General features: G+C 75.3%; 2 protein-coding genes. Both read left to right on the plus strand.

The window, feature by feature from the left end:
- The first annotated feature begins 52 nt into the window (after window positions 1–52).
- Window positions 53–6,391, plus strand: coding sequence for a non-ribosomal peptide synthetase (locus tag HS99_RS37530; RefSeq protein WP_050366549.1), 6,339 nt, complete (start codon window positions 53–55; stop codon window positions 6,389–6,391).
- 1 nt (window position 6,392) lies between these two features.
- Window positions 6,393–18,887 carry a non-ribosomal peptide synthetase gene (locus tag HS99_RS37535; protein ID WP_050366548.1) on the plus strand — a complete coding sequence of 4,165 codons (12,495 nt, stop codon included), beginning with the start codon at window positions 6,393–6,395 and terminating at the stop codon, window positions 18,885–18,887.
- The last annotated feature ends 2 nt before the right edge of the window (window positions 18,888–18,889 follow it).

The raw sequence follows: 18,889 nt of genomic DNA on the forward strand, positions 1-18,889 counted from the left end.
AACGAACGGCACCCGGTCGGTTTCCGCGGAAACGGCCGCGGAGAGCGGAGGATTGTCACCGGTCCAGCGGCGGCTGTGGTTCCTGAACCGGCTCCAGGAATCCGGCGCCGGTGCGACCACGGCCCGCGCCGTCCGCCTCACCGGTGCCCTCGACGCGGCCGCGCTCGGAGAGGCGCTGGCCGACCTGCTGGCCCGCCACGACCTGCTGCGCACCGTCCACGTCGAGGAGGACGGCCGCTGCCGCCCCGAACCGCGCCCCGCGCACGAGCCGTTCGCCGACCTCGCGGTCCGCGCGGCCGACCCGGACGGGCTCGACCGGCGGCTGGCGGAGGCGGCGGCCCGTCCCTTCGACCTGACCCGGGACGCCCCGCTGCGTGTCGAGCTGTTCCGGCTCGGCTCCGAGGAGCACGTCCTGCTGCTGGTGCTGCACCGCATCGCCGGGGACGAGGCGTCCTGGGGGCCGCTGCTGGGCGATCTGGCCGACGCGTACGCCGCCCGCTGTCGCGGCGAGGCTCCGTCGGGGGAACGGCCGCTCCAGCTTGCAAATGTGACGCGACATCAGGAGCTGGGAACGTTCGATCGGCCGTCCCCGGCAGCTGCGGCCGAACTGGAGTTCTGGCGCGGCGCCCTGGCGGGAGCCCCGGAACAGCTCCAGCTCCCGGCGGACCGCACCCGCCCGGTGGCCGCCACGTACGAGAGTGCCCGGCTCCGGCTGCGCCTGGACGCCCGGTGCCACCGCGCCGTCGAGGCGCTGGCCGCACGGACCGGCACCGAGGCCTTCGCCGTCCTGCACGCCGCGCTCGCCGTCGTGCTGCGCCGCTTCGGCGCGGGCGACGACCTGCCGCTGGGCACCACGGTGAGCACCCGGGGCGCCGGCGAGTCGGCCGTGGTCGGGCCGCTGGAGAACACGGTGGTGCTGCGGACCGCGGTACCGGACGGCGTGAGCTTCGCCGACCTGGTGCGGGCCTGCTCGGCCACCGCCGACGCCGCCCGTGCGCACGGCGGCCTGCCCTTCCCGTGGCTGGTCGACGCGGTGCGGCCGGACCGGGCGCTGAACCGGCACCCGCTGTGCCAGGTCGTCCTCGACCTCGCCCACCCGGTGCCCGCCCCGGACGCCTTCGGCGACCTGGCGGCCAGGACCCGGGAGGTGCCCGCAGGCGGCTCTCCGTACGACCTCCACGTGCGCGCCGTGCCGGAGCACACGGACGGCGGCCCGCGCGGGATGGACCTGCTGGTCGACTACAGCCGCGAACTGTTCGACGAGCCGACCGCGCGCCGCCTCGCCGAGGCCGTGCCGCGGCTGCTGGCCGAGGCCGTCCAGGTCCCGGAGCGGGCGCTCGACGGCTTCGACGTCCTGGACGCCGAGGAGCGTGACCGCGTGCTGACCCGGTGGAACGCCACCGCCGCGCCGGTCCCCGACGGCACCGTCGCCGACCTCTTCGAGGCCCAGGTGCGCGCCCGCCCGCAGGCCCCCGCCGTGGTGCACGCGGGCCGGACCAGCAGCTACGCGGAGCTGGACGCCAGGGCCAACCGGATCGCCCGGGCCCTGGTCGACCGGGGTGCGCGCCCCGGCGCCTTCGTCGCGCTCGTGCTGCCGCGCGGCACCGACCTGCCGGCGACCCTGCTCGCCGTCGCCAAGACCGGAGCGGCGTACCAGCCGCTCGACCCGGAGTACCCGGCCGAGCGGATCGCCCACGCGCTGGCCGACACCCGCCCGGTCGCCGTCGTCACCGACCGCCGTACGGCCGGGCGGCTGCCCGCCACCGGTGCCCGCCTGCTCGTACTGGACGACGCGGACACCGTGCGCGAGCTGTCGGCGCTGCCGGACACCGCGCCGGTCGCGCCCGCCCGCCGCACCGTGCCGGGCGCCGACCAGGCCGCGTACGTCATCCACACCTCCGGCTCGACCGGGCGGCCCAAGGGCGTGGTGGTGGGCCGACGGGCGCTGGCCAACTTCCTGGCGGCGATGGCCGAGCTGCTGCCGCTGACCCCCGCCGACGTGTGGACGGCGGTCACCACCGTCGCCTTCGACATCGCCGCCCTGGAGCTCTACCTGCCGCTGGCCGCCGGGGCCACCGTGGTGCTGGCCGACCGGGAGACCGTCCGCGACCCGCGGGCCCTGGCCGACCTGATCACCGGCACCGGCACCACGGTCGTGCAGGCCACCCCCGGTCTGTGGCAGGCGCTGTGCGAGCAGCAGCCCGAGGCCGTCCGCGGACTGCGGATCGCCGTCGGGGGCGAGGCGCTGCCCGCCGCCCTGGCGCGGACCCTGCGGGAACTCGGGGCGGAAGCCGTCAACCTCTACGGTCCGACGGAGACCACCATCTGGTCCACCGCCGCCAGGCTCGACGGCCGCCCGGGCGCCCCGGCCATCGGCACCCCCATCGCCAACACCCGGGCGTACGTGCTGGACGCCCGGCTACGGCCGGTGCCGGTCGGCGTGGCCGGCGACCTCTACCTCGGCGGGGCCGGCGTCGCGCACGGCTACCACGGCCGCCCCGGGCTGACCGCGGAGCGCTTCGTGGCCGACCCGTTCTCCGGCGAGCCGGGCGCCCGGCTGTACCGGACCGGTGACGTGGCCCGCTGGGCCGCCGACGGCGCGCTGGAGTTCCTCGGCCGCAGCGACCACCAGGTCAAGGTCCGCGGCTTCCGGATCGAACCCGGCGAGATCGAGGCCGTCCTGGAGCGGCACCCGGACGTGGCCACGGCGGTGGTGAAGGCCACCGAGGTCCGGCCGGGTGACGTCCGGCTGGTGGCGTACGCGGTCGCCGCGGCGGGCCGGCGGCTGGACCCGGCCCGGCTGCGGGAGCACGCGGCGTCCTCGCTGCCCGACTACATGGCCCCGGCCGCGGTCGTCCCGCTGGCGGAGCTGCCGCTGACCCCCAACGGCAAGGCCGACCGGGCGGCGCTGCCGGCGCCCGTCCTGGAGCCGACGGAGGCCCGGCGCGGGCCCCGGATCGCCCGCGAGGAGCAGCTGCACGCCCTGTTCTGCGAGGTGCTGGGCGCCGACGGGATCGGCATCGACGACAGCTTCTTCGACCTGGGCGGGCACTCCCTGCTGGCCACCAGGCTGGTCAGCCGGATCCGCGCGGCGCTGGACACCGAGGTGTCCGTCCGCACCCTGTTCGAGGCCCCGACGGTGGCCGCGCTCGCCCAGCGACTGGACGGCTCACGGAGCGGGTCCGGCCCGCGGCGGGTCGACCGCGGCGGGCCGCTGCCGCTGTCGTACGGCCAGCAGAGGCTGTGGTTCCTGCACGAGTACGAGCCCGGCGGCATCGAGTACAACTCGCCGCTGGTGCTGCGGCTGACCGGCGCGCTGGAGGCCGACACCACCGAGGCCGCGCTGCGGGCGGTGGTCGCCCGCCACGAGGCGCTGCGGACCACCTTCGACGTCGTCGACGGCCGTGGCGTGCAGCGGGTGCACGACACGGTGGAGGTGCCGGTGCGCCGGGTGGACCTCTCCGACCGCCCGGCGGCCGGTCGCGAGGCCGAGCTGGACCGGCTGCTGCGTGAGCAGGCGTCACTCCCGTTCGACCTGCGCCGCGGCCCGCTGCTGCGGGTGGTGCTGGTGCGGCTGTCCGGGCAGGAGCACGTCCTGGTGCTGGACATGCACCACGTCGTCACCGACGGCTGGTCCAAGAACGTGCTGGCGCGGGAGTTCTGCGCGCTCTACGAGGAGGCGGCGACCGGCACCCCGGCGGCCCTGGAGGCGCTGCCGGTGCAGTACCCGGACTACGCCGTGTGGCAGCGCGCCGAGGAGGAGCGGCGCAGTGGCGCGGGCCCGCGCGAGGACCTGGAGTACTGGCGACGCCGGCTGGCCGGCCTCGGTCCGCTGGAGCTGCCGACCGACCGGACCCGTCCGCCGGTCCGCACCTCGGTGGGCGACCAGCACGTCTTCGCCCTCCCCGCCGAACTGGCGCAGCGGATCGGCGAGTTGTGCCGGGAGCAGCAGGTCACGCTGTTCGCCGCGCTGGTGGCCGGGGTGCAGCTGCTGCTGTCCCGCTACAGCCGGCAGCAGGACGTGGCGCTGGGCACGATCGTCTCCGGCCGGGACCGGGAAGAGATGGAGAACGTGCTCGGCTACTTCGTCAACACCCTGGTGCTGCGCGGTTCGGTCCGCCCCGGGGCGACCGTCGGGGAGTTCCTGGCCGACACCCGGCGCACGGTGCTGGAAGCGCTCACCCACCAGGAGCTGCCGTTCGACCGCCTGGTCGAGGAACTGCAGCCGGAGCGGGACCCGAGCCGCACCCCGCTGTTCCAGGCGGGGGTGACCCTGCACCGGGCCCAGACCGTCGAGTCCGCCCGGCTGCGGGCCGAGGAGGTGCGCGCGCCGAGGGTCACCGCGATGTTCGACCTGGGCTTCGAGTTCGAGGACCGGGACGGGGAGCTGTCCTGCCGGCTGGAGTACAACACCGACCTGTTCGACCGCTCCACCGTGGAACGGATGTCCGGCCACCTGCTGGTGCTGCTGGCGGCGATGGCCGCCGAGCCGCACCGCCCGCTGGGTGAACTGCCGTTGATGGCCGAGGCGGAGCGCCGCCTGGTCGAGCGCTGGAGCAGCCCGGACCCGCGCACCGGCCCGCCCGGGCACCGGAGCGTGCCCGCGCTCCTCGCCGAGCAGGTGCGCCGCCGACCGCACGGACTCGCCGTGGTGGCCGGTGACCGGCGCCTGGACTTCGGCGAACTGGACGGGTGGGCCGACGCGCTGGCGCGGCGGCTGGTGGCGGAGGGGGTGCGCCCGGGCGAGGTCGTCGCCGTCCGCACCGGGCGCGGCCCGGAGATGACCGTCGGCCAGCTGGCCGTCCTCAAGACGGGCGCCGCGGCGCTGCCGCTCGACCCGGCGGTGCCGGCGGAGCGGGCCGCGGACATCCTGGACGACGCCGGGGTGCGGGTGGTGGTCGCCCGGCGGAACCCGGCCGACGGCCCGGTCCCCGAGCACGGCCGGGTGCTGTACGTGGAGGACGCCGACGGGGAGGCGGTGGACGGCCCGCCCGACGTGGCGACCGGCCCCGGCGACCTGGCGTACGTGTTCTACACCTCGGGCTCCACCGGCCGGCCCAAGGGCGTGCAGATCGAGCACGGCAGCGTGCTGAACCTGCTGCGGTGGTACCGCGACTACTACCGGGTGGGTCCGCAGGACCGTGCCTCGCAGCTGGTGGCGCCGGGCTTCGACCCGACGCTGCTGGAGCAGTGGGGCAACCTCGGCGCCGGAGCGAGCGTGTGGTTCGTCCCCGACGAGCGGCTGGACGACCCGCACCTGCTGGTCGAGTGGTTCAGGGCCCAGCGCATCACCCACGCCGTGGTGCCGGCGCCGCGACTGGAGTCCGTCCTGGACCAACCGGGCCTCTACGAGGGGAACTTGCGCTTCATGCTCACCGGCGCCGACGTGGTCCGCCGCCGCCTGCCCGCGGACGCCCCGTTCACGCTGGTCAACCACTACGGTCCGACCGAGACCACGGTGCTGACCACGGCCGCCGTGCTGCGCGAACGCGGGGACGCCTCCGACGAGCGGCTGCCGTCCATCGGCTCGGCCATCACCGGGACCCGCACCCGCGTGCTCGACGAGAACGGCCGGCCGGTGCCGGCCGGCGTGCCCGGCGAGCTGTTCGTCGGCGGCCTGGGCCTGGCCCGCGGCTACCTCAACCGCCCGGAGCTGACCGAGGAGCGCTTCGTTCCCGACCCCTTCGCGCCGGGGGAGCGGCTGTACCGCACGGGTGACCTGGTCCGGTGGCTTCCCGACGGCGAACTGGACTTCCTGGGACGGCTGGACAACCAGGTCAAGGTCCGCGGCTACCGTATCGAACTGGGCGAGGTGGAGAACGCGTTGTCACGGCTGCCCGGGGTGGCCAAGGCCGCGGTGGTCGCCCGGAAGGGCGCCTCCGGCTCCGCCGTGCTGACCGGGTACGTGGTGCCGGACGGCCCCGGCGAACCTGACCCGGAGGAGCTGCGGGAGCGGCTCGGCACCGGCCTGCCCGAGTACATGGTGCCGGCGCACATCCTGGTGCTGGCCGCCTTCCCGGAGACCACCAGCGGCAAGATCGACCGCAACGCGCTGCCCCGGCCGGCGTCCCGTCCGCAGGGCGGGAGCGACCACGTCGCGCCCCGCAACGCGGTGGAGCGGGCACTGACCCGCATCTGGGAGCACGTCCTGGACACCGAGCGGATCGGCGTCCTGGACGACCTGTCGGCCCTCGGGGCCAGCTCCGTCCTCACCCTGCAGACCGTCTCCCGCATCCGCGAGGACTTCGGCGTCACCGTCTCGGTGCGCGAGGTCTTCACCGCCCGGAACGTGTCCGAACTGGCCGGCGTGGTCCGGGCCAAGGCCCGGGCACAGCTGCACCGGGCCCGACCGGACGCCGTTGTCCGCACCACCAGCGCACGAGGGGAATGACATGCCCGACCAGATCGCCGGCACAGCCGGGCCGGAGGACTTCGACCAGCTGGACGACGCCGCCCTCGACGCGCTGCTCGAAGAGCGGCTGAACGCCCGGACGGAGGCGGACCCAGAGGTCGCCGCCATCCCGCCGGCCGACGACGCCCGGCCCGCCCGACTCTCCTTCGGACAGGAGCGGCTGTGGTTCCTCGACCGCTACGAGTCCGGCGGCACCGAGTACAACTCCGCCGTCGGGCTGCAGCTGCGCGGCGAGCTGAGCGTCGAGGCGCTCGCCGCCGCCCTCGGCCGACTGGTCGCCCGGCACGAGCCGCTGCGCACCACCTTCGCCACCGCCGAGGGCCGGCCGTACCAGGTGGTCCGCCCGGCGGCCCCGGTGGACCTGGCCGTCCAGGACCTGGGCGGGCTGCCCGAGGACGCCCGGCAGGCGCGGGTGGACGAGCTGCTGCGGGCCGAACTCGGCCGCCCCTTCGACCTGGTGGAGGGGCCGCTGCTGCGGGCGGTGCTGCTGCGCCTGGGCGCCGCGGAGCACGTCCTGCTGCTGACTCTGCACCACATCGCGGCCGACGGCTGGTCCAAGGGGGTGATCGCCCGCGAGCTGGGCGAGCTCTACGGGGCCGCGAAGGAGGGCCGAGAGGACCGGCTCGCACCGCTGCCGGTGCGCTACCGCGACTTCGCCGACTGGCAGCGGGAGAGCCTGACCGAGGCCCGGCAGGAGACGGAACTCGCCTACTGGAAGGACCGGTTGGCGGGCGTCGAGCCGTTGGAGCTGCCCACCGACCGGCCCCGGCCGGCCGTCCGCACCACCAACGGGGCGCTGGCGCCGTTCCGCGTCCCGGCCGAGGTGGCCCGCGGCCTGGCCGAGCTGGGCCGGCGGTACGGCGGCACGCTGTTCTCCTCGCTGGTGGCCGCCTCCCAGGTGCTGCTGGCGCGCCACTCCCGGCAGCGGGACATCGCGGTGGGCACGGTGAGCACGGGCCGGGACCGCACCGAACTGGAGCCGCTGGTCGGCTTCTTCGTCAACACCCTGGTGCTGCGCGCGGACGTGGACGCCGACCTGCCCTTCACCGACTTCCTCGCCGGGGTCGCCGACACCGTGTGGGAGGCGCTGGCCCACCAGGACGTCCCGTTCGACCGGCTGGTGGACGCGCTGCACATCGAGCGGGACCCCAGCCGCACCCCGCTGGTGCAGGCCGCGGTCGTTCTGCAGAACGCCCCCGCCGGCGAGATCGCACTGCCGGGACTGGAGGTGACGGAGTTCCGCCCGCCGTCGGTGTCCTCGATCTTCGACCTGACGCTGGAGTTCGCCGAGACCGCCTCCGGTGAACTGGCCGGGACGGTCGAGTACAACACCGACCTGTTCGACGCCGCGACGGTGGCCCGGCTCACCGGGCACCTGGGCGAGCTGCTCGCGGGCATCGTCGCCGACCCGGCCCGCCCGCTGGGGGACCTGCCGCTCCTGACGGCCGGCGAACTGCACACCCTCACCCGGGAGTGGGGCGACCACCGCGTCCCGTACCCGGCCGACGCCACCGTGCACGGCCTGGTCGCCGACCGGGTCCGGTGCGACCCGGACGCCGTCGCGGTCGAGGACGCGGCGGGCCCGCTCCGCTACCGGGAGCTGGAGGAGCGCGCCAACCGGCTCGCCCACCACCTGATCGCCCTGGGCGCCCGGCCCGGCGACCACGTCGCGGTCTGCCTGCCGCGCGGCGCCGGGTTCTACGGGGCCCTGCTGGCCGTGCTGAAGGCGGGCTGCGCCTACGTGCCGCTGGACCCCGACCACCCGGCCGAGCGGCTGGCGCACATCCTGGACGACACCGCGGCGCCGGTCTGCCTGACCGAGCGGAGTATGGCCGACCGGATACCCGCCGGCCGGACCCGGACCGTCCTGCTGGACGAGGAGGCCGGGGCGATCGCCGCCCGCCCGCAGGACGCCCCCTCGGTGGCGGTCGGCCCCGGCGACGCGGCCTACGTGCTGTACACCTCCGGCTCCACGGGCACCCCCAAGGGCGTGGTGGTCGAGCACCGCTCGATCGTCCGGCTGGTCAGCGGCAACGACTACGCGCCGCTGCACCCGGACGACGTGGTGGCCCAGGCCGCGGACGTCACCTTCGACGCCGCCACCTTCGAGATCTGGGGCGCGCTGACCGCCGGGGCACGGCTGGTAGCGCTGGAGCGGGAGACCCTGCTGGACGCCCGGGCGCTGACCGGGGCGATCGAGCGGCTGGGCATCACCACGATGTGGCTGACCGCCGGGCTGTTCGACCAGGTGGTGGCCGTCGACCCGGCCGCGTTCGGCGGCCTGCGCAACCTGCTGTTCGGCGGGGACGCGGTCAACCCCCGCCGGGTGGCCCAGGTCCTCGCGACCGCGCCGCCGCGGCGCCTGGTCAACGGCTACGGACCCACCGAGACCACCACCTTCGCCGCCTGCCACCGGGTGCGCGAGGCCGACGGCACCACCCCGGTCCCGATCGGCCGCCCGATCGCCAACACCTCGCTGTACGTCCTGGACGAGCGCCGCTCCCCGGTGCCCGCCGGGGTGGCGGGCGAGCTGTACATCGGCGGGCCCGGGGTGGCCCGCGGCTACCTCAACCTGCCCGAACTGACCGAGGAGCGCTTCCTCGCCGACCCCTTCTCCGACACGCCCGGCGCCCGGCTGTACCGCACCGGCGACCTGGTGCGCTGGCGCGGCGACGGCACCCTGGAGTTCCTCGGCCGCACCGACCACCAGGTCAAGGTGCGCGGCTACCGGATCGAGCCGGGCGAGATCGAGTCCGTCCTCGAACAGCACCCGCGGCTCTCCGCCGCCGTGGTGGTGGTCCGGCAGGACGGCGCCCGCAAGCAGCTCGTCGGCTACGTCCGGCCGTCGGACGGCGACGCCCCCGAACCGGCCGAGCTGCGCGCTTTCGCCGAGAGCCACCTGCCCGGCTACCTGGTGCCCTCCGCCTTCGTGGCGCTCGCGGAGTTCCCGCTCACCGCCAGCGGCAAGCTGGACCGGCGAGCCCTGCCCGCCCCCGCCGACCGGCACACCCCCGGCGCCGGTTACACCGCGCCGACCGGCGAGGCCGAGCAGGTGCTGGCGCGGGTCTGGTCCGAGGTGCTCGGCATCGAGCGGGTGGGCACCCGTGACAACTTCTTCGACCTCGGCGGCGACTCCATCCTCAGCATCCAGGTGGTCGCCCAGGCCCGGCAGGCCGGTTGGGAGCTGACCTCCAAGGACGTCTTCGCCCGGCAGACGGTGGCCGAGCTGGCGCGGGCCGCCGTACCGGTCTCCGCCGCGGCCGACACCGGGCCGGTCACGGGGGACGCTCCGCTCACCCCCGTCCAGCGGTGGTTCTTCGCCCATCACACCGAGGCCCCGCACCACTTCAACCAGTCCGTGCTGATCACCCTCGCCCCCGGCACCGACGAGCGCGCGGTGGCGGCGGCGCTGCGCGCCGTGGTCGCGCACCACGACGCGCTCCGGATGCGCTTCCGCCTCCGGGACGGCGAGCCGCACCAGGTCAACCTGCCGGTGGGGGAGGAGCCCGCCCTGGAACGGGTCGAGCTGGGCGGCCTCGGCGCCGGAGAGCGGCGCCGGGCCACCCTCGCCCTGGCCGAGCGGGCACAGGCCGGGCTCGACCTCGAAGAGGGGCCGCTGCTGCGCGCCCTGCTGTTCACCGGCGCACCGGACGAACCGGCCCAGCTGTTCCTGACCGTCCACCACCTGGTGGTCGACGGGGTGTCCTGGCGGATCCTGCTGGAGGACCTGGAACGGGCCCACGCCCAGGCAGCGGCCGGCCGGCCGGTGGATCTGGGCGCGAAGACCACCTCCTTCCGCGACTGGGCCCGCCGACAGGCCGAGCACACCGCAGCGGGCGGCTTCGACGCCGAGCTGGACCACTGGCGGGAGGTGACCGGCCGGCCGGTCGCGCCGCTGCCCGTCGACCGCGACGGCGGGAACACCATGGCCTCGGTGCGCCGGGTGCGGGCCGCGCTGGACGCCGGGACGACCCACGCCCTGCTGCACCGGGTCCCGCCGGTCTACCGCACCCAGGTCAACGACATCCTGCTCACGGCGCTCGGCCAGGTCCTGTGCCGGTGGACCGGCGAGGAGCGGGTGCTGGTCGACCTGGAGGGCCACGGCCGCGAGGAGATCCTCGAGGGGGTCGACGTCTCGCGGACCACGGGCTGGTTCACCTCGATCTTCCCCGTCCTGCTGGACGTCCCGCGCGGCGCCGGGCCGGGCGAGCTGATCAAGTCGGTGAAGGAGGGCCTGCGGGCGGTCCCGCAGCGCGGCGTCGGCTACGGGGCGCTGCGCTACCCGGTCACCGGGCGGTCCGTCCTGCCCGAGTGCGCCCCGGCCGTCAGTTTCAACTACCTGGGGCAGTGGCAGGACGTCGCCGGCGACGGGCTGTGCACGGCCGTCGAGTTCGACTTCGGCCGGGACCACAGCCCGCTGGGGACGCGCCCGCACCTGCTCGACGTCGTCGGCGAAGTCCGGGGCGGCGAGCTGGAGTTCACCGTCTTCTACGCGCAGGACGTGCACACCGGGGAGACCGCGCAGGAGCTGGCCGACGGCCTGGCCGACGCGGTGCGCGCGCTGATCGGGCACTGCCTGCAGCCGGGCGCCGGCGGCGCCACGCCCTCCGACTTCCCGCTGGCCGGCCTCGACCAGGAACGGGTCGACCAGCTGGCCGGGACCGGCGGTCAGGTCGAGGACATCTACCCGCTCACCCCGATGCAGAGCGGCATGCTCTTCCACGCCCTCACCGAGCCGGACGGCGCCTACCTCGACCACGTCGCCTTCCGGCTGGAGGGCGCCGGTGACGTCGACGCCCTGGCGACGGCCTGGCGCCGGGTGGCCGAGGCGACCCCGGCGCTGCGCACCCACCTCGTGTGGGAGGGGGTCGAGCAGCCGCTGCAGATCGTGCGGCGCGACGCCCGGCCGACCGTCCGGACCCTGGACTGGCGCGACCGCACGGCGGACGAGCGCGCACGCCTGCTGGAGGAGCTGACGGCGCAGGAGCGGCGGGCCGGGATGGACCTGTCCCGTGCCCCGCTGACCCGCCTGGTGCTGGCGAGGGAGAGCGAGGACGCCGTCCGGGTGGTGTGGACCTTCCACCACATCGTGCTCGACGGCTGGAGCACCTCCCGGATCCTCGGCGACGTCTTCGCCCAGTACCGCGCACTGGTGGACGGTGCGTCCCCGGAGCAGGCCGTCCCGGTCCGGCCCCGGTTCCGCGACTACGTCCAGTGGCTCGGCCACCAGGACGCCGCCCAGGCGGAGGCGCACTGGCGGCGGGCGCTGGCCGGGCTGCACTCGCCCACCCCGCTCCCGTACGACCGCCTCCCCGCCCCGGGCCACCAGTCCGAGTCCGCCGAGCGGGTCCGGGTGGAGCTCTCGCCGGAGCACTCCGCCGCGCTCGTCGAACGGGCCCGCACCAACCGGCTCACCCTCAGCACCGTGGTCCAGGGGGCCTGGGCCCTGCTGCTGTCGCGCTACAGCGGCGAGCAGGACGTCTGCTTCGGCGCCACCGCGTCCGGACGGCCGGCCGACCTGCCGGGCGTGGGCGAGATGGTCGGCAACTTCCTCAACACGCTGCCCGTCCGCACCAGGGTGGCCGAGGAGGACAACCTGCTGGACTGGCTCCGGCGGCTGCAGGAGGAGCAGGTCGAGTCCCGGCGCTTCGAGTACACGCCGCTGGCCCAGATCCAGGCGGCCTCCGAACTGCCGCGCGGAACCCGGCTGTTCGACAGCATCGTGGTCTTCGAGAACTACCCGGGCAACGACGGCGCGGCGGCCGCGAACGGGCTCGCCGTCACCGACGTCGCCGCGGTGGACACCACCAGCTATCCGCTGGACCTCACCGCCCACCTCGACGGCGACCGGCTGACCCTCCAACTCGCCTACGACCCGGCCCTGTTCGACCGGCCGAGGGTGGCCCGGGCGGCCGAGCACCTGGCCGCGCTGCTGCGCGGCACGTCCGACGGCCTGGACCGGACGGTGGGCGAGCTGAGCATGCTCACCGACCAGGAGCGGTCCCGGCTGCTCGGGGACTGGAGCGGCACGCCCCTGCCCTTCGACCGGGAGAGCTGCCTGCACGAGCTGATCGCCCGGCAGGCCCGGCTCACCCCCGACACCGAGGCGGTGGTGTACGGCTCGGCCTCCCTCAGCTACGCCGAACTGGACGAGGCGGCCGACCGGCTGGCCCAGGAGCTGGCCGCGCGCGGCGTCGGCCCGGACACGGTGGTCGCCATCTGCGTCGAGCGCGGGTTGCCCATGGTCGTCGCCCTGCTCGGCGTGCTCAAGGCGGGCGGCGCCTACCTGCCGCTGGACCCGGGGCACCCCGCCGAGCGGCTGGAGTACGTGATCGCCGACAGCGCCGCCCGGCTGGTGCTCACCCAGGCCTCGGTGGCCGGCCGGCTGCCCGAGGGCGTGCCGGTGCTCCGGTTGGACGAGGAGTGGCCGCGGATCGCCGGCCTGCCCGCACGGACCCCGGAGTCCGGCGTCACCCCGGAGCACCTCGCCTACGTCATCTACACCTCCGGCTCCACCGGGCGGCCCAAGGGCGTCATGGTCGAGCACCGCAGCGTCGTCTTCGCCGCCGAGTCCTGGAAGCGGGTGTACCGGACGGCGGAGGCGCCGCCCGCCCGCCAGCTCAACGTCGCCAGCATGTCCTTCGACGTGTTCGTCTCCGACCTGGCGCACGTGCTGTGCCACGGCGGCACGCTGGTCATCGCACCCACCGAGGCCACCACCGATCCCGGGCTGCTGCTGGACCTGATGAGCACGGCCCGGGTGACCCACCTGGAGACCGTGCCCTCGCTGGCCAACGCCCTGGTCGAGGAGGCCGAGCGGCGGGGGACCGGACTGCCGCCGCTGCGGGTCCTCGCCGTCGGCTCCGACAACTGGCGCACGCAGGACTGCCGCCGACTGCTCGCCCGGACGGCCGACGGCACCGAGGTGCTCAACTCGTACGGCGTCACCGAGGCCACCGTCGAGTCCTGCGCCTACCGCGTCCGGGCGACCGGGCTGCCGGACGGCGCCGGGGTGCCGGTCGGGCAGGCGATCCCCGGGGTGCGGACCTACGTGCTGGACGAGGCGCGCCGGCCCGTCCCGGTCGGCGTCGTGGGCGAGCTGTACCTCGGCGGCCCCGGGGTGGCCCGGGGCTACCTGAACCGCCCCGAGCTGACCGGGGAGCGCTTCCTGCCGGACCCGTTCGCCGCCGAGCCGGGAAGCCGGCTGTACCGCACCGGGGACCTGGTCCGCCGGCGGGCCGACGGGGACATCGAGTTCGCCGGGCGCTCCGACGACCAGGTCAAGATCCGGGGCTTCCGGATCGAACTGGCCGAGGTCGAGGCCGCCCTGCGGCGCCACCCGGCGGTGGCCGACGCGGTGGCCGCCGCGCGGACGGACGGCGCGGCCGCGCCCCGCCTGGTCGGATACGTCGTACCCGTGCCGGGGCGGCCGTTCGCCGCCGCCGAGGTGCGCGGTCACCTCGAAGAAGTGCTGCCCCGGTACATGGTGCCGACGGTCTTCGTGGAGCTGGCCGCGCTGCCGTTGAACAGCAACGGCAAGGTCGACCGCCGCGCCCTGCCCGCCCCGGGCCCGGAGACGGCCCGCGGCACCGGGCACGTCGCGCCGCGCAACCGGGTGGAGCAGGCCCTCACCGAGGTCTGGGCCCAGGTCCTGCGGGTCGACCGGGTCGGGGTCGAGGACAACTTCTTCGACCTCGGCGGCGACTCCATCTTGAGCATCCAAGTCGTGACCCGAGCACGGCAGAAGGGGATTACCTTGTCGTCCAAGGACTTGTTCGCCCACCAGACGGTCGCCGAGCTGGCGTTCGCGACGACCGCCGCCGAGACGGCCGGTCGGACGGCCGACACCCGGCGCTCCGAGCCGGTGACCGGCCGCGTGCCGCTGACCCCGATCCAGCGCACCTTCTTCGACCGTCACCGGGCCGCACCGCAGCACTCCACCATGTCGGTGCTCGTCGACCTCGCCGGGGAGCCGGACACCGCCGCGCTGCGCCGCGCCCTCGACGCCCTGCCGGACCACCACGACCAACTGCGGGCCCGCTACACCAGTGCGTACGGGCGATGGCAGCAGGAGGTGGCCCCGGCGGGCACCGGCTGGCCGCTGGAGGAGGTGGACCTGTCCGGTCAGGACGCGCCCGAGGAGGCGATGCACCGGGAAGCCGCCCGGATCCAGGCGGGCTTCGACCTCGCCACCGGTCCGCTGGTCGGCGGGGCGCTGTTCCGCCCGGGCGACGGACGGGCCCCCCGGCTGTTCCTGACCGCCCACCACCTCGTGGTCGACGCGGTCTCCTGGCAGCAGCTGCTCACCGACCTCGAGACCGGCTACGCCCAGGCGGCGGCCGGTGCGGAGGTGGACCTCGGGGAGCGGACCACCTCCTTCCGCGACTGGGCGCTGCGGCTGTCCGAGCACACCGCGGCCGGCGGCTTCGACGACGAGCTGGACCACTGGGTGGCCACCGGCCGCCGGGCCGAGCCGGACCTGCCGGTCGACCGACCGGGCACGGCGACCGTCGCCTCGGCGGGCGAGGTGCGCGTGTGCGTCGGCGCGGAGGACACCCGGGCGCTGCTGCAGGACGTGCCGGCGACCTACCGCACCCAGGTCAACGACGTCCTGCTCACCGCGCTCGGCACCGTACTGGCCGACTGGACCGGCCGGCCGGGCGTGCTGTTCGACCTGGAGGGCCACGGCCGCGAGGACCTCTTCGACGACGTCGACACCAGCCGCACCGCCGGCTGGTTCACCAGCGCCTTCCCGGTGGCGCTCACCCCGTCCGGCGAGGACTGGGGCGAGCGGTTGAAGGCGGTCAAGGAGCAGTTGCGCGCGGTGCCGCGGCGCGGCGTCGGCTACGGCGCGCTGCGCCACCTCAGCCCGGCCGGAGCGCCCGCCGAGATCCTCGCCGAGACCCCGCGGGCCCAGGTGTGCTTCAACTACCTGGGGCAGGCCGACGATCCGTCGGCCGACGGCGCCCTGGTGCGCGGCGTCCGGCTGGGCTTCGGCACCGAGCAGGCGCCCGAGGAGACGCTGGAGTACCTGCTGGACATCGTCGCCCAGGTCCGGGGCGGGCGCCTGGAGATCACCCTGTTCCACTCCACGGCCGTGCACGACCCCGCGACCGTCGAGCGGCTCGGCAAGCGCCTGGTCGCCGCGCTCGGCGGCATCGTCGCGCACTGCGCCGGGGCCGCGACCGGCGGCGCCACGCCCTCGGACTTCCCGCTGGCGCGGATCGACCAGCCGACGCTGGACCGGCTCACCGAACACGGCGGCCGGATCGACGACCTCTACCCGCTCACGCCGATGCAGAGCGGCCTCCTCTTCCACAGCCTCACCGAGGAGTCCGGGGAGGGCATCTACCTGGGCCACCTGTCGTTCGTCCTGGACGGCGTGGACGACCTCGCCGCGCTGGCCGAGGCCTGGCAGCTGCTGACCGACCGCAACGCGATCCTGCGCACCGCGGTGCTCTGGGAGGACGTGGACGACCCGCTGCAGGTCGTGCACCACGGCGTCCGGATGCCGGTGGAGGTGCTGGACTGGACCGGTCTCACCGAGGCCGAGCGCGCCGAGCGCTTCGAGCGGCTGATGGACGGCGAACGGGCCCGCAGCATGGACCTGACGGTCGCGCCGCTGTCCCGGGTCACGCTGATCGCCGAGACCGGGCGCAGCGTGCGCACCGTGTGGACCTCGCACCACGTGCTGCTGGACGGCTGGAGCAGCGCCGACCTGCTGGCCGAGCTGCTGGAGCACTACCTGCGGGTGCGCGGCCTCAAGCAGGGCCCGCTGCCGGCCCGCCGGCCGTTCCGCGACTACGTGGCCTGGCTGGACCGCCAGGACCCGGCGAGCGCCGAGCGGCACTGGCGGGGCGTGCTGGAGGGCCACACCTCCCCGACCCCGCTGCCGGTCGACCACGACCTGCCGGGCACCGAGTGGACCGGATCCCGGGCCCGGGTCTCCTTCCAGCTCCCGCAGGAGACCTCGGACCGGCTCGGCGAGCTGGTCAAGCGGCACCGGCTGACCGTCAACACGCTCGCCCAGGGCGTCTGGGCGCTGCTGCTGGCCCGCTACTCGGGGCGCACCGACGTGTGCTTCGGATCCGCGGTGTCCGGACGCCCGGCCGACCTGCCCGGGGTCGAGACGATCGCCGGCATCTTCATCAACAACATCCCGGTGCGCACCCGGGTCGACGGCGAACGGCGGCTGCTGGACTGGCTGGCCGACCTGCAGCAGGAGCAGTCCGAGGCGCGCAGCCACGAGTTCGTGTCGCTGTCGCAGATCCGCGGCTGGGCCCAGGTCCCGGCCGGCACCAGCCTCTACGACAGCTACATCGTGGTCGAGAACTACCCGTACGAGGGCGAGATGGGCGCCGAGTACGGGGTGAGCCTGCGCGACCCGCAGGCGCTGGAGTTCACCAACTTCCCGATGGTGCTGGCGGTGTTCCCGGCCGGGCGGATGGGCTTCCGGCTCGCCTACGACCCGGTGCTGTTCGAGCCGGAGACCGCCGAACGCGTCCTCGCCGACCTGCGGGCCCTGCTGGAGGAGATCGCCAGGGCCCCCGAGCGCACCGTCGCGCAGTTCGGCGAGCTGAGCGACGAGCACCGGCGCGAGGTGCTCACCGCGCACCAGGGGCCGCGGATCACCTTCGACGACCGCCCGGTGCACGTCCAGTTCGCCGAGCAGGCGGCGCGCACCCCGCAGGCCGTCGCGGTGGCCGACCCGAACGGCCGGCTCACCTTCGCCGAACTCGACGCCGCCGCCAACCGGTTGGCGCACCACCTGGCCGAACGGGGCGTGTCCGCCCAGTCCCCGGTGGCGGTGCTGCTGGAGCGCGGCACGGACCTGGTCACGGCGCTGCTGGCGGTGCTCAAGGCCGGCGGCACGTACACCCCGATCGATCCCGCCGCGCCCGCCGAGCGGCTGTCGCTGCTGCTGGCGGACACCGCGGCGCCCGTCGTGGTCACCCAGCGCAGCCTGCGCGGGCGGCTGCCGCAGGGCGGGGCCGCGGTGGTGAGCCTGGACGAGGAGCGGGAGCGGATCGCGGCGCGCCCCGGCACCGCGCCCGAGGTCGCCGTCTCCGCGGACGACGCGGCGTACATCATCCACACCTCCGGGTCGACCGGGCGCCCCAAGGGCGTGGTGGTCGAGCACCGGAGCCTGGCCAACCTGTTCGACAGCCACCGGCGTACGGTCTTCGGCCCGGTCCGGGCGACCGCGGACGGCCGGCCGGTGCGGGTGGCGCACCTGGCCCCGGTGTCCTTCGACGCCTCGTGGAACCCGGTGCTGTGGATGGCCGACGGCAACGAGCTGCACATCGTCGACGACACCACCCGCCGGGACGCCCAGGCGCTGGCCGACCACCTCGTCGAGCACGGCATCGAGTTCCTGCAGACCACGCCGTCCTACCTCCAGCAGCTGGCCGACACCGGCCTCCTGGAGCGGCCCGGCCTGCGGCTGCGCGGCCTGGCCCTGGGCGGCGAGCCGATCGGCCAGGCCCTGTGGGACCGCCTGCGGGCCCGCCCGGAGCTGGTGAGCTTCAACTTCTACGGCCCGACCGAGTGCACGGTGGACGCGGTGACCACCCGGCTGGCCGACAGCGAGCGCCCGGTGCTCGGCCTCCCGGTGCAGAACACCCGGGCGTACGTCCTGGACGAGGACCTCACCGTGCTGCCGGTCGGCGCCACCGGCGAGCTCTGCCTGGCGGGGGCCGGCCTGGCCCGGGAGTACCTGGGACAGCCGGAGCTGACGGCGCGGTCCTTCGTCCGGGCCCCGTTCGGCGCCGGCGAGCGCCTCTACCGCACCGGCGACCGGGTGCGCCGGCTGCCTGACGGGACGCTGGAGTTCCTGGGCCGCCTGGACCACCAGGTCAAGCTGCGCGGCTACCGGATCGAGCCGGGGGAGATCGAGCACGCGCTGACCGGCCACCCGGACGTCGAGGAGGCCGTGGTCGCCGTCCTCGGCGAGGGGGAGGCCAGGCGCCTGGCCGGATACGTCCGGGTGGCCGACCCGGCGGCCTTCGACGCCGAGGCGGTGAGCGCCCACCTCGCCGAGCGGCTGCCGGACTACATGGTGCCGCCGGTGCTGGTGCCGCTGGCGCAGTACCCGCTCAACGCCAACGGCAAGGTGGACCGCCAGGCACTGCTGGAGACCGGGGTGCCCCGGGCCTCCGGCACCGGGTACGTGGAACCGCGCACCGACACCGAGAAGGCCCTGGCGAAGATCTGGGCCGACGTCCTGGAGGTGGAGCGGGTCGGCGTGCACGACAACTTCTTCACCCTCGGCGGGCACTCCATCCTCAGCCTGAAGACGCTCTCCCAGATCAAGCGGGCCTTCGGCGTCCGGCCCAGCTTCCGGGAACTGCTCGAAACCCCGACGCTGGCCGGCTTCGCCGAGCTGATCGAGGAGGCGCTGCTGCGGGAGCTGGAGCGCACCGCCACCGAGGGAACCACAGCGGACGGCGCCGCCGGCCCGGAACGGAAGGCCTGAGA

The organism is Kitasatospora aureofaciens (genome assembly GCF_001188955.3).
Classification (GTDB): domain Bacteria; phylum Actinomycetota; class Actinomycetes; order Streptomycetales; family Streptomycetaceae; genus Kitasatospora; species Kitasatospora aureofaciens.

Bases quoted from the DNA above. Each gene is read 5' to 3' on its own strand.
- HS99_RS37535 (WP_050366548.1), top strand. From the start codon at position 6,393: ATGCCCGACCAGATCGCCGGCACAGCCGGGCCGGAGGACTTCGACCAG.